This window comes from Nonomuraea ferruginea (assembly GCF_039540635.1).
GTDB classification, from domain to species: Bacteria; Actinomycetota; Actinomycetes; order Streptosporangiales; family Streptosporangiaceae; genus Nonomuraea; species Nonomuraea ferruginea.
Genome location: NZ_BAABFD010000020.1, coordinates 86,969 through 105,037 on the forward strand (window position 1 = coordinate 86,969; position 18,069 = coordinate 105,037).

Annotated in this window: 19 protein-coding genes; 5 read left to right on the top strand and 14 right to left on the bottom strand. The window is 72.2% G+C overall.

The window, feature by feature from the left end; genetic code table 11:
- Positions 1–6 precede the first annotated feature (6 nt).
- From ABD999_RS33005 to ABD999_RS33015, 3 genes are read left to right on the top strand one after another with little or no spacing between them, the layout of a single operon-like run.
- The gene (locus ABD999_RS33005; protein ID WP_271279337.1) at positions 7–426 is read left to right on the top strand and encodes a hypothetical protein; all 420 of its coding nucleotides are present in this window, start codon (positions 7–9) and stop codon (positions 424–426) included.
- A gap of 2 nt (positions 427–428) precedes the next feature.
- Positions 429–653 carry a helix-turn-helix transcriptional regulator gene (locus ABD999_RS33010; protein ID WP_219546342.1) on the top strand — a complete coding sequence of 75 codons (225 nt, stop codon included), beginning with the start codon at positions 429–431 and terminating at the stop codon, positions 651–653.
- A gap of 9 nt (positions 654–662) precedes the next feature.
- Entirely contained in the window at positions 663–1,679 is a 1,017-nt protein-coding gene (locus tag ABD999_RS33015; RefSeq protein ID WP_271279338.1) for an NAD(P)-dependent alcohol dehydrogenase, read from the top strand.
- A gap of 7 nt (positions 1,680–1,686) precedes the next feature.
- Here the strand turns inward: ABD999_RS33015 and ABD999_RS33020 are convergent, their stop codons facing one another.
- Together ABD999_RS33020 and ABD999_RS33025 are read right to left on the bottom strand one after the other, a co-directional pair.
- Positions 1,687–2,331 (bottom strand): response regulator, encoded by a 645-nt coding sequence (locus tag ABD999_RS33020; protein WP_271279339.1) that lies wholly within the window; start codon positions 2,329–2,331, stop codon positions 1,687–1,689.
- On the bottom strand, positions 2,328–3,467 hold the full coding sequence (locus ABD999_RS33025) for a sensor histidine kinase (protein WP_271279340.1): 1,140 nt from the start codon (positions 3,465–3,467) through the stop codon (positions 2,328–2,330). Before ABD999_RS33025 ends, ABD999_RS33020 begins: the two co-directional genes overlap by 4 nt.
- Before the next feature lie 110 nt (positions 3,468–3,577).
- Here ABD999_RS33025 and ABD999_RS33030 point away from each other — a divergent pair, with 110 nt between their 5' ends.
- On the top strand, positions 3,578–4,714 hold the full coding sequence (locus ABD999_RS33030) for an alpha/beta hydrolase family protein (RefSeq protein WP_271279341.1): 1,137 nt from the start codon (positions 3,578–3,580) through the stop codon (positions 4,712–4,714).
- A 68-nt stretch (positions 4,715–4,782) separates the two neighbouring features.
- On the opposite strand, the gene ABD999_RS33035 is transcribed toward ABD999_RS33030, so the two are convergent.
- From ABD999_RS33035 to ABD999_RS33055, 5 genes are all read right to left on the bottom strand, one after another.
- Positions 4,783–5,601 (bottom strand): VOC family protein, encoded by an 819-nt coding sequence (locus ABD999_RS33035; RefSeq protein WP_222708937.1) that lies wholly within the window; start codon positions 5,599–5,601, stop codon positions 4,783–4,785.
- A gap of 87 nt (positions 5,602–5,688) precedes the next feature.
- Positions 5,689–6,585: a hydroxymethylglutaryl-CoA lyase gene (locus ABD999_RS33040; RefSeq protein WP_271279342.1), complete on the bottom strand. Its 897-nt coding sequence runs from the start codon at positions 6,583–6,585 to the stop codon at positions 5,689–5,691.
- An 82-nt stretch (positions 6,586–6,667) separates the two neighbouring features.
- Positions 6,668–8,407 carry a thiol reductant ABC exporter subunit CydC gene (cydC, locus tag ABD999_RS33045; RefSeq protein ID WP_271279343.1) on the bottom strand — a complete coding sequence of 580 codons (1,740 nt, stop codon included), beginning with the start codon at positions 8,405–8,407 and terminating at the stop codon, positions 6,668–6,670.
- Positions 8,404–10,062 (bottom strand): ABC transporter ATP-binding protein/permease, encoded by a 1,659-nt coding sequence (locus tag ABD999_RS33050; protein WP_271279344.1) that lies wholly within the window; start codon positions 10,060–10,062, stop codon positions 8,404–8,406. The genes cydC and ABD999_RS33050 overlap by 4 nt, the downstream gene beginning before the upstream one ends.
- The gene (locus ABD999_RS33055; RefSeq protein ID WP_219546349.1) at positions 10,062–10,697 is read right to left on the bottom strand and encodes a hypothetical protein; all 636 of its coding nucleotides are present in this window, start codon (positions 10,695–10,697) and stop codon (positions 10,062–10,064) included. Before ABD999_RS33055 ends, ABD999_RS33050 begins: the two co-directional genes overlap by 1 nt.
- An 84-nt stretch (positions 10,698–10,781) precedes the next feature.
- On the opposite strand from ABD999_RS33055, the gene ABD999_RS33060 reads away from it, so the two are divergent.
- Complete coding sequence (locus ABD999_RS33060; protein ID WP_271279345.1) at positions 10,782–12,125, top strand: MFS transporter; 1,344 nt, start codon at positions 10,782–10,784, stop codon at positions 12,123–12,125.
- On the opposite strand, the gene ABD999_RS33065 is transcribed toward ABD999_RS33060, so the two are convergent.
- Genes ABD999_RS33065 through ABD999_RS33095 form a run of 7 tightly spaced genes read right to left on the bottom strand, consistent with a single transcriptional unit; the run spans position 12,119 to position 17,984 of the window.
- Positions 12,119–12,862 carry a maleate cis-trans isomerase family protein gene (locus ABD999_RS33065; RefSeq protein WP_271279346.1) on the bottom strand — a complete coding sequence of 248 codons (744 nt, stop codon included), beginning with the start codon at positions 12,860–12,862 and terminating at the stop codon, positions 12,119–12,121. The two genes, ABD999_RS33060 and ABD999_RS33065, sit on opposite strands and share 7 nt — an antisense overlap.
- Positions 12,859–13,581 carry an SDR family oxidoreductase gene (locus ABD999_RS33070; RefSeq protein ID WP_271279347.1) on the bottom strand — a complete coding sequence of 241 codons (723 nt, stop codon included), beginning with the start codon at positions 13,579–13,581 and terminating at the stop codon, positions 12,859–12,861. Before ABD999_RS33070 ends, ABD999_RS33065 begins: the two co-directional genes overlap by 4 nt.
- Complete coding sequence (locus ABD999_RS33075) at positions 13,566–14,480, bottom strand: hypothetical protein (protein WP_219546353.1); 915 nt, start codon at positions 14,478–14,480, stop codon at positions 13,566–13,568. Before ABD999_RS33075 ends, ABD999_RS33070 begins: the two co-directional genes overlap by 16 nt.
- A complete protein-coding gene (locus ABD999_RS33080; RefSeq protein ID WP_271279348.1) occupies positions 14,477–15,175 on the bottom strand; it encodes a hypothetical protein in 699 nt (232 codons plus the stop codon). Before ABD999_RS33080 ends, ABD999_RS33075 begins: the two co-directional genes overlap by 4 nt.
- Positions 15,150–16,280 carry an aromatic ring-hydroxylating dioxygenase subunit alpha gene (locus ABD999_RS33085; protein WP_271279349.1) on the bottom strand — a complete coding sequence of 377 codons (1,131 nt, stop codon included), beginning with the start codon at positions 16,278–16,280 and terminating at the stop codon, positions 15,150–15,152. Before ABD999_RS33085 ends, ABD999_RS33080 begins: the two co-directional genes overlap by 26 nt.
- A complete protein-coding gene (locus ABD999_RS33090) occupies positions 16,273–17,181 on the bottom strand; it encodes an alpha/beta hydrolase family protein (protein ID WP_271279350.1) in 909 nt (302 codons plus the stop codon). The genes ABD999_RS33085 and ABD999_RS33090 overlap by 8 nt, the downstream gene beginning before the upstream one ends.
- Entirely contained in the window at positions 17,178–17,984 is an 807-nt protein-coding gene (locus ABD999_RS33095; protein ID WP_271279351.1) for an oxidoreductase, read from the bottom strand. Before ABD999_RS33095 ends, ABD999_RS33090 begins: the two co-directional genes overlap by 4 nt.
- Positions 17,985–18,069 lie beyond the last annotated feature (85 nt).

An 18,069-nucleotide genomic window follows, 5' to 3' on the forward strand; every position in this document is an offset into this window, starting at 1 on the left:
CAGGGCATGTCCTCCGAAGAGAAACGCTCGTGGATCTACCTCGTGGTCGGCGTCGGCGTCTACGCGGTCTACTTCGTCGTCGTCCTGTCGCAGGTGCCGGGAGCGGACGTCGCGCGGATCGCCTATGTGCGGCCGATGCTCATCGCGATCGCCGCCGGGATCGGCCTGGGCATCGTCGCCAACATCGCGGCCGCCGTCGCCTCGCCGAAGGAGGCCGGCCGGACCGACGAGCGCGACCGGCAGATCAACCGGCTGGGCGATTACGTCGGCTTCTACGTCATGAGCATCGCGGCGCTCGTGCCGCTGGTCCTGGCCATGGTGGAGGCCGCCCACTTCTGGATCGCCAACGCGCTGTACCTGGCGTTCGTCCTGGCCACCGTCGTCTCCTCGGCCGTGAAGATCGTCCTGTACCGCCGGGGCTTCTGACCATGGTCAAGCCCACGAAGGTCACGAACTCGATCCGGGCCCTGCGGTTCGCGCACGGCGAGATGACGCAGGCACAGCTGGCCGACCGCATCGGGGTCACCAGGCAGACCGTCATCGCCATCGAGCAGGGCCGCTACTCGCCGTCGCTGGAGGTGGCGTTCCAGATCGCCCGGGTGTTCGGGGTGCCGCTCGACGACGTCTTCCAGTACCCGGACTCCCAGGAGTAACCACACCCCATGACCACCCCGGCCAGGATCGAGACGACCATGACGAAGAAGACGATGACCGCGATCGCCCGCGACGCCTACTGCGCACCGGCGCAGCTCCAGCTGCGTGACATGGACGTCCCGGCCGTCGGCGCCGGCGACGTGCTCGTCCGCGTCGAGGCCGCCGGCGTCGACCAGGGCGTGTGGCACCTCGTCACCGGCCTGCCCTACGTGGTGCGCGCCGCCGGTTTCGGGCTGCGCCGGCCCAGGAACCCCGTCCCCGGCATGGACGTGGCCGGCCGCGTCGCGGCCGTCGGCGCCGACGTCACCCGGTTCCGTCCCGGCGACGAGGTCTACGGCACCTGCGACGGCGCCTACGCCGAGTACGCCCGCGCCCACCAGGACAAGCTCGCCCCCAAACCGGCCTCCCTCAGCTTCGCCCAGGCCGCCACCGTGCCCATCTCCGCCTGCGCCGCCCTCCACGGGCTGCGCGACGCCGGCCGGCTCACCGCCGGGCAGCGGGTCCTCATCACCGGCGCGGGCGGCGGCGTGGGCGGCTACGCCGTCCAGATCGCCAAGGCCGACGGCGCCCACGTCACCGGCGTGTGCCGCACCGCGAAGACCGGCCTGGTCCGCTCCCTCGGCGCCGACCACGTCATCGACCACACCCGCGAGGACTTCACCACCGGCGCCGACCGGTACGACCTCATCCTCGACACGGCAGGCAACCGCCGCCTGGGCCGGCTGCGCCGCGTCCTCACCCCCCGGGGCGCGCTCGTCATCGTGGGCGGGCCCGGAGGCGGGCGCGTGCTCCAGGGCGCCGACCGCCAGATCCGGGCGATGCTGCTGTCGCTCTTCGTCGGCCAGCGCCTGACCGGCCTCATGTCCACCGAGTCCGCCGCCGACCTGGAAACCCTGACCGGCCTCATCGACTCCGGCGCCCTCACCCCGGCTCTCGACCGCACCTACCCCCTCGCCCGGACGCCCGACGCCTTGGCCTACCTCACCACCGGCCAGGTCGCCGGCAAGATCGCTATCACCATCTGAGCCGCCCCTAGAGGTCGGCGTCGTGGACGAGGATCGCGGCCTGCACCCGGTTGGCCAGGCCCAGCTTGGCCAGCACCCGGCTGACATGCGCCTTCACCGTGGCCTCGGTCAGCCGGAGCTGGCGGCCGATCTCGGCGTTCGACAGGCCGCGAGCGACAGCCCTGATCACGTCCTCCTCGCGGGCGGTCAGCGCGGCCAGCCGCTCCCTCGCGGACACGGCCCGCGAGGGAGCCTTGCCGGCGAACGAGCTGATCAACCGCTTGGTGACGGCGGGGGAGAGGATGGCCTGGCCGTCCGCGACCGTGCGGACCGCGGCGGCCAGGTCCCGCGGCGGGGTGTCCTTGAGCAGGAAGCCGACGGCGCCCAGCCGGAGCGCCTCGTGGACGTACTCGTCGAGGTCGAACGTGGTAAGCATGATCAGCTTCGGCGGGCCGGGCAGGGCCAGGATGCCGGCGGCGGCGGTCAGGCCGTCGGTGCCCGGCATGCGCACGTCCATCAGCACGACGTGCGGCCTGAGCCGGGCGGCGGCGGTCACCGCGGCCGCGCCGTCGCCCGCCTCGCCGACCACCGCGATCTCGCCGGACGCCTCCAGGATCATCCGCAATCCTGACCTGACCAGTGCCTCGTCGTCGACCACCAGTACGCGGATCATGCGGTGGGAATCCCGGCCAGCACCCGGAACCCGCCCTCCTCCTGCGGCCCGGCCTCCAGCCTGCCGCCGAGGAGCTCCACGCGTTCGCGCAGCCCGACCAGCCCCCAGCCGGAGCCGGGCAGACCGCCGTCCGCCGCCGTGGCGGGCCGGTTGCGGACGAGGACCTCCAGCTCGGCGCTCCGGAACCGCAGGTGCACGTCGGTCTCGGCGTCGCCCGCGTGCTTGTGCACGTTCGTCAGAGCCTCCTGGACGACCCGGTACGCGGTGCGCTCCGCGGTGGGTGGGAGCGGGCGGGCCTCGCCCTCGTCGTGGCGGTTGACCACGATGCCCAGGGCCCGGGACTGGTCGAGCAGCCGGTCCAGGTCGGCCAGCGTGGGCTGCGGGCCGTTCACCGGGTCCGGCGAGCGCAGCACGCCGAGCACCTCCCTGAGGTTCGTCAGGGCCTCCCTGCCGACCTGGCCGATCAGCGCGGCGGCCTCCGCCGTACGGGCGTCGGAGGCGTTGACCTCCAGCGCCCCGGCGTGCAGGACCATCAGCGACACCCGGTGGGCGACCACGTCGTGCATCTCCCGCGCGATGCGCGACCGCTCCTGCTCCCGCGCCTGCCCGGCGCGGAGCACCTGCTCGCGCAGCAGCTGCGCGGCCTGCTCGCGCGCGGCGTCGAGCACCTGCCGCCTGGCGCCCACCCACAGCCCCGCGACGAGCGGAAGCCCGAGCATCGCGCCGCCCATGAGCAGCGCGTTGAGCGGGGTGCCGGCGACCAGGGCGCGATAACCCTCGCTCCAGTACGAGACGAGCCCGGCGAGCGCGTGCACCACGACCGCGCCGGCGACGTAGAGCCACAGGTCGCGGCGGCGCAACCGGATGCCGGCGTAGTACGAGGCCACGACGGCGGCCGGCCACATCACCAGCCAGAGGTGGGCCACGGCCGCCACCGCGACGAGCGGCCACAGCGCCCGCCCGGCGAAGGCGGCGGCCACACCGCAGCACGCCGCCACGGCCACGAGCACCGGCGCGGGCAGCGCCGAACGCACCCCCATGGACCCGGTGACCGCGGCCATGGACAGCAGGAACACCGTCAGCCCCAGAGCCCAGGGGGTGACCCGTCCGGCGATCCTCGATGCCCGGTCAAGCATGGCCAGAGACTACAAGGCGCACCGATTCAGACATCCCCTACGAAAGTCGCAGACACCGCGCAGCTTTCGTCGGGGACGGTACGGCGGGACCACCCGGCACGGTGGGACGCATGAGGAAAACCGTTGCCACGCTCGCGCTCTCCGCATCACTCGCCACCTCGGCCGTGGCCGCCCTGCCGGCAGAAGCCGTCCCCGTGGCGAACAAACCCGTGACCGCCCTGCCGGCGCCGACCGGTGACCACCCGGTCGGCAGGACGGACCTGCACCTGGTCGACTCCAGCCGCCCCGACCCCTGGGTCCCCAGCCGGAAGGCGCGCGAGCTGATGGTCTCGATCTGGTACCCGGCGCGCAAGGCCACCGGGAAGCCCTCCCGGTACCTCACGCCACGGGAATCGGAACTGGTCATCAGAAGCGTGCCGCAGCTCAAGGACGTACCGGCGGACACCCTCGCCAAGACCAGGACGCACGCCCGCGCCGACGCTCCCGCGTTGCCGCGCAAGGGCGGCCGGCCCCTGGTGGTCCTGTCGCCCGGCATGACGATGCCCCGCGCGACCATGACCTCGCTGGCCGAGGAGTTCGCCAGCCGCGGCTACCTGGTGGCGGGGATCGAGCACACCTACGAGTCGCTGGCGACCACGTTCCCCGGCGGCCGGACCGTCACCTTCGAGGCGGGGAAGGCCGGTCAGACCCCCGAGACGGGCGCGAAGGTGGCCCGGGTACGGGCCGCCGACACCGAGTTCGTGCTGGACCGGCTGGCCAAGAGCAAGCGCTGGAACCGGCTGATCGACGAGAGGCGGATCGCGATGGTCGGGCACTCGGCGGGCGGCCAGAGCGCCGCGCACCTGCTGCCCTCCTCCAAGCGGATCAAGGCCGCGGTCAACCTGGACGGCACCTACCACCCCGGCACCCCGGCCAAGCCGCTGGACAAGCCCTTCATGATGATCGGCAATCCCCGGCACGCGCCGGGACACGGCGGGAGCGACGGCTCGTGGGACACGTTCTGGCCGCACGTGACCGGCGACTGGAAGCGCTGGCTGACCGTGACCGGCGCCGAGCACGCGAGCTTCACCGACTACGCGGTGCTCCAGCCCCAGCTCGGCCTGCCCGCGGCGCCGATGGACGGCGCGCGGTCGATCGGGATCACCCGCGCGTACGTGACCGCCTTCCTCGACCTGCACCTGAAGGGCGAGCGCCGGCCCCTGCTGGACAAGCCGTCGAAGGACTATCCCGAGGTGCGGTTCTGGTGATGGTGGAGTTCGTCGTCTCGGAGATCGCCTGGGAGGCCGACGACGCGATGGACACCGGCTCGCGGGGCTCAGTGCGTCACTTGCCACCAGAAGCCGTCCGGGTCGGTGAAAAAACCGGAATATCCCTCGGTAGTCCGCGTGGCGGCGACGGTGGTCCGGCCTCCGGCAGCGGCGGCCGCCGACAGGAGGAGATCGACTTCTTCCCGGGACTCGGCCCTGTGGGTGAGGACCATCGAGGGGAAGCCGTCGCCGTCCTTGGCCGTGCCCGCATCCCTGGCCAGGACCCCGCCTTCCATCAGGCACAGCCTGGCCGCGCCTGCGGCGGGGTGGAAGTCGATGTACTTGCTGCCGTAGTCCCGGTCGACCGACATGCCCAGGGCCTCGTAGAAGGCCTTCGACGCCTTCGGCGCGGATACGCCGAGAATGAGGGTGGTCTCAGTCGGCAGCGGACTTTCCGCCGCGGGGCCGGTGTCCTTGCCGGTGGCCGCCGCCAGCTTCCAGATGGCGCCGTCCGGTGCCCGGAACACCCCGGAGAACGAACCGAAGAGGGCCTTCTTGGCGGGCTTGAGAACCTCCGCGCCGCCGCGGACGGCGGCGTCCATCAGCGTCTTGACCTCGGTGGGCTGGTTGACGACATAGGTCAGCACGTAGCCGCGGAATCCCGGCGCCGCCGGTTGCGCGCCCGCGCCCGCGGCGAGCCTCTCGGCCGCGGACAGAGTGAGTCGCCCGGTCCCGTGCAGGTCGAGGTTCACCGAGTCGTCGTCGTCGGCGACGGTGGGGGAGAGCGTCGTGCTGTAGAACCTGCGCGCGGCCTCCACCTCGGGCGTCCCGAGGGTGATGACGTCGAGCGTGAGGCCCATGGAAGCTGGGGTGGCTGTGCTGTTCACGCGGGCAACGCTAGGTCCAGCCTGGAGGGCGACGCTTCTCGATTCCTGACCACTTCGGGATCGCGCCCTCGCCGCAGGGCGGGGCCCTCAGGCCGGGAAGTCGCCGGCGCGGCCGAGCAGGGCGGGCACCGGCGCGCCCAGCCGTTCGCCGATGTAGGCCGCGGCCTCGGTCAGCCGGCCCAGGTCCACTCCGGTACGGACGCGCGACCGGCGCAGGGCGTAGGCCAGGTCCTCGGTGGCGATGTTGCCGGTGGCGGCCGGGGCGAACGGGCAGCCGCCGATCCCGCCGCTGCTGGCGTCCAGCGCGCTCGCGCCGGCCTCGACGGCGGCCAGCGCGTTGGCGTACCCGGTGTTGCGGGTGTTGTGGAAGTGGAAGCGCAGGGGCAGGCCGGTGACGGCGCGCACCGCCTCGACCAGGCGGCGCACGTCGGCGGGCACGCCGACGCCGATCGTGTCGGCGAGCGCGATCTCGTCGGCGCCCGCCTCGGCGCAGCGCCGCACCATGACGGCCACGTGGTCCGGCGACACCTCGCCCTCGAAGGGGCAGCCGAACGAGGCGCCGACCGTCGCGGTGACCGGCAGCCCGGCGGCGTGCGCGCGGGCCGAGACGGCGGCGAAGGAGTCGAGCGCCTCGGCGATGCTCATGCCCTGGTTGCGCCGGGAGAAGGTCTCGGTGGCGACCACGGTCATGTTGACCTCGTCGACTCCGGCGTCCAGCGCCCGGTCGAGGCCGCGCGCGTTGACGATCAGGCCGATGTAGCTGAGCCCGTCGCGTCTCGGCACCCGGGCCATCACCTGCTCGGCGTCGGCCATCTGCGGCACCAGGCGCGGGTGGACGAAGCTGACCGCCTCGATGCGGGTCAGCCCGGCGTCGGCCAGGGCCTCGATGTAGGCGACCTTGTCATCGGTGCCCACCAGGACGGACTCGTTCTGGAGCCCGTCCCTGGGGCCGACTTCGACGAGGTTCACTTCGGGGGGATGCATGCTTCCTGGATACCAACATGTATGCAAAAAATCCAGATATAAGGTCATAAAGGGAGATATCTGGTTTTGATGCATACAATCCTCAGCCGGCCGCCCGGTCGAGGTCGTCGGCCTGGCGGGCGTACAGGCGGGCGTAGGCGTCCTGGCGGGCCAGGAGCTCCTCGTGGGTGCCCTGCTCCACCAGGCGGCCGCGGTCCAGCACGAGGATGCGGCCGGCGCCGGTCACCGTGGCCAGGCGGTGCGCGATGACCAGGAGGGTCCTGCCCTCGGCCAGGTCGTCGATCTGCCGCTGGATCTCGGCCTCCGTGTGCGTGTCGAGCTCGGAGGTCGCCTCGTCCAGGACGATGATCGGGGCGTCCTTCAGCAGGGCGCGGGCGATCGCCAGCCGCTGCCGCTGGCCGCCGGACAGCCGTTCGCCCATCTCGCCGATCACGGTGTCGTAGCCCTCGGGCATCGCCGTGATCGTGTCGTGCAGGGCGGCGCGGCGGCAGGCGGCCTCCAGCTCGTCCTGGGTGGCGGCCGGCCGGGCGAGCCTGAGGTTGGCGGCCACGGTGTCGTTGAACAGGTAGGTCCGCTGGCCGACCACGGCCACCAGGTCGCGCAGGTCGCCGAGGCCGAGCCGGTCGACCGGGACGCCGCCGACGCGCACCCTGCCGGAGTCCGGATCCCAGAACCGGAGCAGGAGCGAGACCAGCGTGGACTTGCCCGAGCCGGACGCGCCGACGACGGCGTACCGCTCGCCCTCGGGGACGGTGAAGGAGACGTCCTGCAACGCGGGAGCCGGCCCGCCCGGGTAGGTGAAGGTCACCGACTCGAAGGCGATCGACCGGCCGGCGGGCCGGGGCTCGGGGGAGCCGGGGTCGACGACCAGGGGTGGCCGGTCGGTGATCTCCCAGAGGCGGCGGGCGGCGGCGAACGCCTGCTCCAGGTCGGCGACGAACTCCTCCACGCCCAGCACCGGCCCGAAGGCCGCCAGGCCGATCGCGACGGTGATCGCGATGTCCTGCCAGCCGAGGCCCTGCGCGTGGCCGGTGAACAGGACCGCGATCATCCCGGCGGCGACGAGCAGCTCGTTGAGGCCCCGGCGCAGCGCGATCAGGCGGCCGAGCCGGCCGACGGCCGACGCGCCGGCGCCGCCGAGCGCGCCCAGCTCGGCCAGGCGGCGCGGCCCGTACCCGAAGGCGAGCACCTCCCTGATGCCCTGGACGCCGTCGGTGAGGTGCTGGGAGACCTCGCCGCGCGAGCGGCGCAGCTCGGTGGCGGCGGTGGCGGCGGCGCGGTGGCTCAGCCACGGGACCCCGATGCCCACCCCGATCAGGAACGGCGCGAGCACGAGCGCCACCACGGGACTGAAGACCGTCCCCAGCACGGTCAGGGAGATCACCGGCACGACGGCGGCGGCCAGCGCCGGCGCGATGGTGTGGGCGTAGAACACCTCGATGCGGTCGATGTCCTTCATCACGCGGGCGAGCAGGTCGCCGGAGCGGCCGCCCTCGGTCCCGGCGGGCGCCTGCGGCTCGATCCGCTCGTAGAAGTCGTCGCGGAGCAGGGCGAGCAGCTTGAAGGCGACGAAGTGCCCCGAGTACTGCTCGACGTAGCGGAACAGGCCCTTGGCGAAGGCCATGACGACCATGGCCACGGCGATCTCGCCGATCACCTCCGGCTCGCCGGACACGACCCTGACCACGCCCCAGGCGCCCACGCCGTACAGGGCGATGCCCAGGCACTGCTGCAACACGCGGAAGAGGACCGAGACGGCGAGCGGGACCAGGAGGGGCCGGCCGAAGGCCAGCAGCCGCCGGCTGATCTGGATCCTGGTCATCGTGACCTCACCGCCCTGGCGTAGTGGCCGTCGCCTGTCATCAGTTCCTCGTGCGTGCCCTGCTCGGTGACGGCTCCGTCCTCCAGGACCGCGATCCGGTCGGCGTCGCGGACGGTGGACAGCCGGTGCGCGATCATCAGCACGGTCCGCCCGGTGGTGAGCCGGTCCAGCGCGGCCAGGATCGCGGCCTCGGACTCCAGGTCCACGTTGGAGGTCGGCTCGTCGAGGACGAGGATGGGCGCGTCCTTCAGCGCGGCCCGCGCGATCGACACGCGCTGCGCCTGGCCGCCGGAGAGGGTCAGGCCGCGTTCGCCCACCGGCGTGTCGAGGTCCAGGTCGAGGTCGGCCACGGCGAGCGCCTCGCGCAGCCGGTCGTCGTCGGCGTCGGGCGCGGCGACCTTGAGGTTGTCCCTGAGCGTGCCGGTGAACAGGTAGGTCGTCTGGGCGACGACGCTGATCTGCTCGCGCACCCAGGCGGCGGGCACCGCGGTGACGTCGTGACCGCCGACGCGGATCGTGCCCTCGCCGGGGTCCAGGTTGCGCTGGAGCAGGGCGGCGACGGTGGTCTTGCCCGATCCCGAGGGCCCGACCAGCGCCAGTCTCTCGCCGGGCGCGATGGTGAAGCTCACCTCGCGCAGCACCGGGGTGTCCGGCAGGTAGCCGAAGCCGACCGCGTCGAAGGTCACCTCGGAGGTGGTCCTTGCCGGGTGCCCGGTGTCGGCGTCGGTGACCGAGGGCCGCTCGGCGAGCAGGGTCCTGATCTCCTTGGCGGCGGCCATGCCGCCCATGCCGACGTAGAAGAACTGGCCGACCTTGTCCAGCGGCTCGACGAGCTGGGTGGCCAGCAGCACCAGGGCGACCGCCTCGCCCGTGCCGATCGCGCCGTCGCGGAAGCGGATCATCGCCAGGACCGTCGCCGCGGTGATCATCCCCAGTGAGAAGACCGTGTCGATCACGAAGAGGATGACCTGGTTGCCGGCCAGCAGCCGCATGATCGCCTGGCGCAGGTCCTCCGAGGCCTTGGCCAGGGTCCGGCCGTGCGCGGTGCCCTGGTTGAAGAGCTTGAGCGTGGTCAGGCCCTGCAGGGCGTCCAGGAAGCGGGCGGCCAGCCGGTTGGCGGTGTCGCGGTATCCGTCGCTGACCCTGGCGAAGGCCCGCTGGAAGACGCCGACGGTGAGCGGGATGGCCGGGACCGCGACGGCCAGGACGAGCGCGGTCCACGGGTCGACGAGGATCGCGATGGCGGCCAGCACGAGGATCGGCACGGTCATCGAGGCGAGGATCGGGCCGAGGAAGGTGGCGTAGTAGGTGGCGACGAGCTCGACGGCCTCGGTTCCGGTGGAGACCAGGCGGCCGGTCTGCTCGCTGGAGCGCAGCGGGGCGCCGAGCCGGAGCAGGTGGCGGTAGACCCGGTCGCGCAGGTCGAGCTCCAGCCGCCCGCCGGCCCTGACGGTGATCGCCGGCACCCAGGCGGCGAACAGCGCCCGGGCGACGGCCGCGACGGCCAGCCCGGTGACGACGCCGCCGTCAGGCGGCCCGCCCGCGGCGATCCGGCCGATCGCGTGGCCGGTGAACAGCAGCAGCGCGGTCGTGGCCAGGGCCTGGAGCCACGTGCCCAGCACGGACAGCAGGACCGGCCCGCGGATGGGCCGCATCAGCGACTCCACGTGAACCTCCGCGAATGTGCCACAGGAGACTTCGTCCGCGTCAGGAGCCAGACCCCCAGGGCGAAGGCCGACCAGTTCAGCGTGTTGAGGATCTCCTCCGCCCACTGCAGGGCGATCGTCTGCTCGGGCCGCGAGGCCAGCAGGCCCATCACGTACGTGCCGAGAAGGTTGAACCCGAACAGGTAGACCGCGGCGGCCGCCCCGGCCCGGCGGGACAGCAGCAGGAGCCGGATGCCCACGAGGGTGGCCGAGACGGTGGTCACGATCAGCATCGGCCAGGTGTCCATGACCGCGATCGCGGCGGCGACGCCCAGCAGGGCGAAGCCGGCGAACGCCCACGCCGGCGGCCGCCGGCCGGATCCGGTCCCCAGCAGCGCCCAGGCCATCAGCGTGAACCCGATGCCGAGCAGGAAGAACTGGGCCTCGGCCAGCCACACGAGGTCCGGCCCGCGGATCGCCATGATCAGTTTCCAGACGGCCTTGAGCGCGCCGCCCAGCACGGTGAGCCAGCCGCCTGCGGCCACGGCCGGGTGGCGGGCGTAGGGGACGAGCAGCGCGACCCCGACGGCCATGGCGATGACCGGCAGGAAGTCGACGAGGGCGAGGGAGAGTGGGTATTCCATGGCAACTCCCATTGGGGAAACGTCGTTTCCAAGTAAGACACGAGATCCATTGACGGGAAACAGTGTTTCCATAACGATGTGCGCATGGCGGGCGCTGACGACTACGTCGAGATCCCCGTCGCGGGCAGGGGCCCCCGGCGGGTGCGCCTGGACGCGGCGGCGCCGTTCGGGTGGTGGCCCGCGATCTGCGTCGCGCTGATCGCCTTCGTCGACCGGGTGGAGTACAACCTGATGGCGGGGGCGCTGGCCGACATCCAGCGGGATCTCGGGTTCGGCGACACGGCGGGCGGCGCCATCGCGACCTCCGCCGCGCTGGCCGGCGTCATCCTGCTGATCCCCGCCGGGCGGCTGGCCGACCACGGCCGCAGGACCTGGACGCTGTTCCTGGTGGTGGCCGTCTGGTCACTGCTGACGCTCGGCAGCGGGCTGGTGACCTCGTACGCGATGCTGTTCGCCGTGCGGGTGCTGCTCGGCGGCACGGGGCTGCTCTACAACCCGGCGGCCTCCAGCCTGCTGGCCGACTACTTCCCGGGCGGCAGCCGGACCCGGGCGTTCTCGCTGGAGCGGTTCGGCTACTTCGCCGGGCCGCCGGTCGGCATCGTCGCCGGCGGCGCGCTGGCGGAGGCGTACGGCTGGCGGACCATGTTCTTCCTCGTGGCGGTGCCGGGCATGGTGATCGCCCTGCTCTGCCTGACGCTGCGCGAGCCCGAGCGGGGCACCGGCGACCGCATTGAGATGCTCAGGACCGGCCGGCAGGCGCAGCCCGCCGCCGCGCCGGATCGCCGGGGCCCGGTCCTGGCCGAGATGCGGGAGCTGCTCCGGATCAGGACCCTGCGCGCCATCGCCGTCGGGCTCGGCACGGTCTTCTTCGGGCTGGGCGGGCTGATGTTCTGGCTGCCCACCTTCTACCAGCGCGCCTTCGACCTGTCCGTGGGCGCCGCCTCCGGGCTGGCCGGCGGCGTCGGACTGCTCGGCATGGTCACCGGCAGCGTGCTCGGCGCCCGGCTCGGTGACAGGGGGCACCTGGTCAGGCCGGGATGGCGGGTGACCGTCGGCGCCTGGGGGCTGCTCGTCGGGGCGCTGGCCCTGACGGGTGTCGCCCTGCTGCTGGTGCTGCCGGTGCAGCTGCTCTGCCTGGCGGTCGCCTCAGGCGGGTTCCTGGTGGCCATCCCCAACCTGACGGCGGCCGCCGCCGACGTGGTGCCCGCCGCGCGGCGAGGGCTCGGGTTCGCGCTGCTGCAGTTCCTGCTCTCCCTGGCGGGATCGGCTGGACCGCTGCTGGTGGGCGCGTTCTCCGACGCCACCGGATCGCTGCGCTGGGCGTACGCCATCCTCGCCGTCCCGTTGCTGGCCGGCGCGCTGCTGGCGTTCCGTGGCAGGGCGAGCCTGGAGGACGACCGGGGGACCGCCCTCCGGGCCCTTCAGTGATCGCGCAGGAGGGAGCCCGCGCCGTACACCTTGTCCTCGATGCCGTTGTCACGCAGCGCCATCCACCAGGTGGCGGCGTTGATGGCGATGACCGGCTTGCCCAGCCAGCGCTCGGCCTCGTCGGCCAGCCGCACCATCGACAGGTTCGTCCCGCACTGCACCAGCACGTCCACCTCGGCGGAGTTCACCTCCACCAGCGCGTCGCGCAGCTCGGCCTCGCCCACGTGCGCGATCGACACGGCGGTGGGGCACTTGAGTCCCTTGATCGCGGTCACCTCGAAGCCGATCTCGGAGAAGAAGCGGACCACGTTCTCGTCGCCGACCGGCTGGTAGGGGGTGACGACGCCGATCCGGCGGGCGCCGAAGAGTTTCAGCGCGCGCTCGCAGGCCTCGGCGCCGGTGGCGACCCGCAGGCCGGTGAGGCCGTGGATCTGCTCGACGAACTGCCGGTTGCCCTCGACGCCGCCCCAGAAGGTCTCCGCGGACATGCCCATGACCATGTAGTCGGGCTCGCAGGTCATCACCCGTTCGCAGGCGGCGCCGAGCTCGTCGCGGATCTGGCCGAGCAGGCGTTCCATGCCCTCATTTCCGGACATGTTCTGATCTCTGATGTGGATCCGGCCGAAGTGCGCGGTCACCCCCGGCACGGTCATCGCGGAGAAGTCCGGCTCCACGATCGTGTTCGTCGACGGCGCGATCACGCCGAACTTGCGTCGCCAGCCGAGCGCGTCGGTCACGGCAGCACCTTTCTCCTCGTGAAGGGGGCGGTGGCGAAGCGGGCCATGACCTTGCGGTTGGTCAGCCAGCGGACGTGCGCGCCGTTCCCGATCCGGGCGAGCGCCTGCTCGGCCAGCCACGGGGTCACGGTCTCGACCCGGTCGGCCAGGATGTCGAAGACCTTGCGGGACTTCGGGTTCAGGTCGCGGACGAGCAGGTCGGTGACGACCATGCCGGGACTGAGCAGCCCGACGGACACCCCGTCGGGCACCTCCTTGGCCAGGGCCTTGGTCAGGTAGGTCAGCGCCCGCTTGGTGGACCCGTACACCGACAGTCCGGGCACCGCCCGGCCGTCGCTGCCCAGGCCCTCCATGTTCCACACGTGGCCGTGGCCCTGGCCGGCCATGCCCGCCAGCGCCACGGCGCAGCCGTTGATCACCCCGTTGAGGTTGACGTCGACGACCGCGCGGGTCTCCTGCTCGGTCAGCTCCCACAGCGGCACGCGCCGCTGGGTGACGCCGGCGTTGTTGATCCACACGTCCACCCGGCCGTACTCGGCGACGGCCGTGTCCCACAGCTCGCGCACCTGGGCCCGGTCGGTGACGTCGGCGACGACGCCGAGCCCGTCCTCGGGCGCCGTGGCGCTGCCGCAGGTCACCACCTGGTGGCCGCGTGCCAGGAACTCCCTGACCAGGCCGCGCCCGATGCCGCGGCTGCCGCCGGTCACGACGATGACCACGTCAGCACCCCGTGCATCACCGCGGCGAGCGTGCCGCCCTCGAACAGTTCGTAGACCACCGCCAGTTCCGTCCCCGAGCCCATGCCGGGCGTGGCGTCGAGCATGAACTCCCGGCCCTTCAGCTTCCACACGTCCGCGAAGTGCACGCTGGGGTAGTCGGCCCGGCCGAACGCCTGGGCGTTGCCCCACGCGTCCGGCCCTTCGTAGAAGGAACGGCAGCCGTCGCGCCGCACGTCGGCCGCGTACTCCCGCTCCAGCGCGCCCGACCAGGTGACGCGCCGGCGGGTCCTCAGCAGGTCGAGCGGCTCCAGCTCGACCCGGACCTCGACCGTGCCGGCGGGCTTCTGGTCGGCGCCGAACAGCTCGCAGGCGCCGGCGAACGCGCCGCCGGTCTTGGTCGGCAGGATGTACGGGACCGGCCCGTTCCGCGTCTCGGCGGCGAGCCAGTCGGCGGTCCTGGCCGGGTCGCGGGTGTAGAGGCCGTTGAAGCAGCCCACGACCGCCGGCCCCTGGTAGAGCATCGAGGAGTAGACCTGGGTGTCGCCGATCACCTGGTTCCAGGTGTTGAGGTCCACCTGCCAGCCGGGGCCGTAGTAGTGCGCGTCGACGAAGGTCCCGTACGGCTGGCCGGTGCCGTAGAAGTCGGGGCCGGTGTAGATCCGGCTGGCGTCGGAGTCGACCACGCCGAAGGCGAACGGGGCGCCCAGCCGGAACCGGCCCGCCATCGGCCCGCCGCCTTCCAGGCCGCCGTCCATGTAGTAGGTGGTCACGCCGTCCTCGTGGACGGAGGAGCGGCGGATGTCCTCGTACCCCTGCCACGTCCCTGTCGCGTCGAACAGGGACGGCCTGCCGACCCATTCGCCCTCGATGCGCCGCTGCCACTCGCTCGGCTCGGTCAACGCAGAAGCTCCTCACGTACGGTCTCGGCCTGTTCCTCGCCGATCAGCCGGGTGACCTGGTGCCAGACGGGGTCCACGGCCGGGGAGAAGAGGTTGGCCCGGTTGACGCGGTCGCGCCCCGCCAGGTCACCGGAGGGCTCGGGCACGCCGCCGGCGACGAGCGCGAGCCAGTGGTCCAGGTAGGCGTCCACGGTGCCGCCGAGCTTGGCGAAGGCGTCCTCGGTGGCGCGGCACACCAGCATCCAGGGCGACATCATGGCCCGCTGCCGGGGGCCGATGGCGGCGGGGGAGAGGCCGTCGAGCTGCCAGGCGCCGTCGAGCGGCTCGGTGAGCGGCAGGAAGCAGGCGTCCAGATACTCCAGGTTGACGGCCAGCTCGGCCCGCGGGATCAGGTCCAGGTGCATGGCGTGGTACTCGGCGGAGGCGACCGAGTCCAGCGTGAAGTGCGGCACCGCGGAGCCCGGACGGGTGAACACGAAGATCATGTGGCTGTCCAGCCCGATCTGCGGCACCACCAGGCCGACCGCGACCGCCTTGTCGACGACGGTCTCGTCCGCGGGGCGCAGCACCCGCAGGCGGCCGACCGGGGCGGGCGACATCGGCGAGGTGAGCGGCACGTCGCGGGCCGGCCGGAGCTCCAGGGCGTCGGTCAGCCGCTCCAGGACGCGCTCACTCAGCGCTTCGGGCAGGCTCATGGCTGTCTCCTCGGGTCTTGTGCACCCACGCACGGGCGAGTTCGGGATTGTCCCGGCGGGCCGGCGAAGGGATGACGGTGGCCTCGCGGCGCGGCACGTCCCCCATCACGATGTCGTCGCCGCCCAGCCACCAGCCGTCGTCGATCAGCTCCTGGCGGCGCCGCCGGTAGGCGATCTGCAGGGCGTCGCTGCGCAGGTGCAGCTCGGCCGCGAGGTCGAAGGGCAGCAGTTCGGGCCGCTGCGACTCCACCACCACCCGGTCCTGCTCGAAGATCCGCTGGATCCGCTTGACGGCGTTGCGGTCGGCCCACTTGCCGGTGAAGAAGTTGCGGTAGCCGACGAGCTTCACCATGGTGCGGCCCTGGGAGATCGGGATGTTGTGGTCGTACATGATCAGGTCGCCGAACGGGAGCCGGATGTGTAGCTTGACCACGTTCGGCAGGTACCAGCCGTTGGTGACCACGACGGTGTCGAGGCGCTTGGGGGACAGCATGCCCCACAGGCCCTTCGGCGCCGGCGGGTTGAGCAGGATGTCGGCCTCCGCGTGCCATTCGCCCTGCGTCACCTCGTAGTCCGGGATCTCCGGCTTGTCGGGGTTGCCGAAGGCGGTGCCGTGCACGAACGGGGTGTGCGCCGCGTCCACGACGTTCTCCATCGCCCGCTCGTAGTTCGCCTCGACGACGGTCTGCCAGTAGACGGCGCGGAAGGAGGGGTCGTCGTGCTCGGCCATGTGCGGGATCGGCGGGCGCTTGTCCTCGGGCAGGTCGCCCAGATAGGCCCAGACCAGGCCGTACTTCTCGACGATCGGGTAGGCGTCGACCCGGGCCTTCTTCGGGATGCCGCGGCCGGGCGGGTTCGCCGGGATCTTCACGCAGGTGCCGTCGGACTCGTACTCCCAGCCGTGGTACGGGCAGGCGACGCGGTCCTCGACCAGCGTGCCCAGCGACAGGGCCCCGCCCCGGTGCACGCACAGGTCGGACAGGCAGGCCACCGAGCCGTCGCGCCGCCGCCAGATCACGAAGTCCTGCCCGAGGCAGGTGACCTTGCGCGGCCGGTGCTCGACGACGTGGCTGAACTCGATCGCGTACCAGAAGTTCTTAAGCATGCTTCCTCCTTACGGGCAGGCCGGACAGGACGGCCCGTGCCTCCGGATCGTCGTGCAGATGGGTACGGAGGAACGCGGTGACCAGCCGGGCCAGTTCGGGCCGGGGCTGGGCGGTGGCCGGCAGATCCAGGAAGGCGCGCGCGGCCGTCGGATCCACCGGGTCGGCGATCATGAAGTGGTTGGCGCCGTCGAAGACGGCCAGCAGGTGCTCGCCGTCGCCGAGCGCCTCCTCGAAGGTCCGGGTGACGGGGTCCGTGGCGTGCCCGTCCTGGCCGTAGCGGTCGGCGCTGCCCATGATGACGCCGTCGCGGGTGCCGACCGACAGCAGCACGGGGCAGTCGGCCTGGGCGGGCACCACGGTGCCCGCGGGCCAGCCCAGCATGGTGGCGACCATGGTGTGCGCCCCGTAGGAGAAGACCGCCTTGACGCCGGGGAAGAACCTGGCCGACTGCATCGCCACCGTGCCGCCGGCGGAGTGGCCGCCGATGGCCACCCGGTCGAGGTCGAGCACGCCCTTGAGCAGCTCGATCTCCGCCAGCGAGGCGAGGACGGCGCCGATGGCCGGGCAGGTCGGGCGGGTGCCGTACCGTCCGGGGGCCGCGGCCTCCAGGTCGACGCCGGGGGTGAGCCCGTACTCGCCGCCGAACAGCTCGCCCACCCGGTCGAACGTCACGCACACGAACCCGGCAGCGGCGATCTCGACCGCGAGCCAGCGGTAGGCGTCCTGCCCGACGTTGATCCCGGACAGGAACAGCACGACCGGGTACGGTCCGCCGTCGGGCGGGAACGTGCCGGTCAGGCGGTCGCCCTCGGCGGCCGCCGGGTAGTGGACCTTGAGATGGGCGGTGCCGAACGGCGGCTCGCCGCCCGTCTCCGCGGCCCACCACAGCGACCTGATCACGACGGCCTCGGCAGCACCCGGTCGCCGCCCCACAGGGCGCGGACGAGCTTGCCGGTCAGCTCCTCGCCGAAGAACCGCACGCCCATGACGTTGGCCGGGTCGCGGTCGGCGATGTTGCGGCGGATGGCCAGGTCGGTGGCGGCGAGCGCGGGCCGCCGCTCCTCCGGCACGGGCTCGGCCTCGTCCACCCAGGTCAGCCAGCGGTCCACACGGTCGTCGAGCAGCTTCGCGACCAGGTCGATGTTGTCCTGGGCGCGGGGGAAGGAGTAGCAGTGCGCGACGGGCGACAGGCCGGCCCGGATGAACCCGGCGCGGCTGGTGAACCAGGTGAAGTCCGGGTGCTCCTCCTTGAACCGGAGCCAGTCGGCGTCGAGCGGCGCGTAGTAGCGGTCGTAGTAGTCGCCGTCCTCGGTCAGGTTCACCCGGGGGATCGCGTCGGTGTAGAACCAGCCCTCCGGCCACACCAGCAGCGCGATGCCCAGGTGCGGCACGTCGATCTGCGGGCCGAGCCACACGGTCAGGTGCAGGTTGGCGAAGCTCGCCGTGGGGTTGCCCAGCCAGGAGTGGACCATCCAGTCCACCTCCGGGCCGGTGTAGGCCTCGATCCGGCCGCCGGGGCCGTCGGGGTAGGTGCCGTAGCTGTCGAACTGCTCGCTCGACGGGTCCCGGGTGAGCACGAACTTCGCCTCGATCCTGGCTTTGAGCCGGGCGAGGATGCCGCGCATCTGCTCGAAGGTCTCGGTGACGTCGACCACCGGGGACTCGTCGAGCATCTGCTCGACGTGCTGAAGCGTTTCCTTCACAGCTGATCTTCCCCAGTCTGTTACCGGTAAAGAAACGGTGTTTCCTTTGCAGGATCCCCCGAAAGCGTGACCCGTGTCCAGGACA

Excerpts from the sequence above, each read along its gene's own strand:
- ABD999_RS33010 (WP_219546342.1), top strand. The coding sequence starts at position 429 with ATGGTCAAGCCCACGAAGGTCACGAACTCGATCCGGGCCCTGCGGTTC.
- ABD999_RS33030 (WP_271279341.1), top strand. The coding sequence starts at position 3,578 with ATGAGGAAAACCGTTGCCACGCTCGCGCTCTCCGCATCACTCGCCACC.
- ABD999_RS33050 (WP_271279344.1), bottom strand. The coding sequence starts at position 10,062 with ATGCGGCCCATCCGCGGGCCGGTCCTGCTGTCCGTGCTGGGCACGTGG.
- ABD999_RS33040 (WP_271279342.1), bottom strand. The coding sequence starts at position 6,585 with ATGCATCCCCCCGAAGTGAACCTCGTCGAAGTCGGCCCCAGGGACGGG.
- ABD999_RS33025 (WP_271279340.1), bottom strand. The coding sequence starts at position 3,467 with ATGCTTGACCGGGCATCGAGGATCGCCGGACGGGTCACCCCCTGGGCT.
- cydC (WP_271279343.1), bottom strand. The coding sequence starts at position 8,407 with ATGACCAGGATCCAGATCAGCCGGCGGCTGCTGGCCTTCGGCCGGCCC.
- ABD999_RS33060 (WP_271279345.1), top strand. The coding sequence starts at position 10,782 with ATGGCGGGCGCTGACGACTACGTCGAGATCCCCGTCGCGGGCAGGGGC.
- ABD999_RS33020 (WP_271279339.1), bottom strand. The coding sequence starts at position 2,331 with ATGATCCGCGTACTGGTGGTCGACGACGAGGCACTGGTCAGGTCAGGA.
- ABD999_RS33085 (WP_271279349.1), bottom strand. The coding sequence starts at position 16,280 with ATGCTTAAGAACTTCTGGTACGCGATCGAGTTCAGCCACGTCGTCGAG.
- ABD999_RS33080 (WP_271279348.1), bottom strand. The coding sequence starts at position 15,175 with ATGAGCCTGCCCGAAGCGCTGAGTGAGCGCGTCCTGGAGCGGCTGACC.
- ABD999_RS33015 (WP_271279338.1), top strand. The coding sequence starts at position 663 with ATGACCACCCCGGCCAGGATCGAGACGACCATGACGAAGAAGACGATG.
- ABD999_RS33005 (WP_271279337.1), top strand. The coding sequence starts at position 7 with ATGTCCTCCGAAGAGAAACGCTCGTGGATCTACCTCGTGGTCGGCGTC.
- ABD999_RS33055 (WP_219546349.1), bottom strand. The coding sequence starts at position 10,697 with ATGGAATACCCACTCTCCCTCGCCCTCGTCGACTTCCTGCCGGTCATC.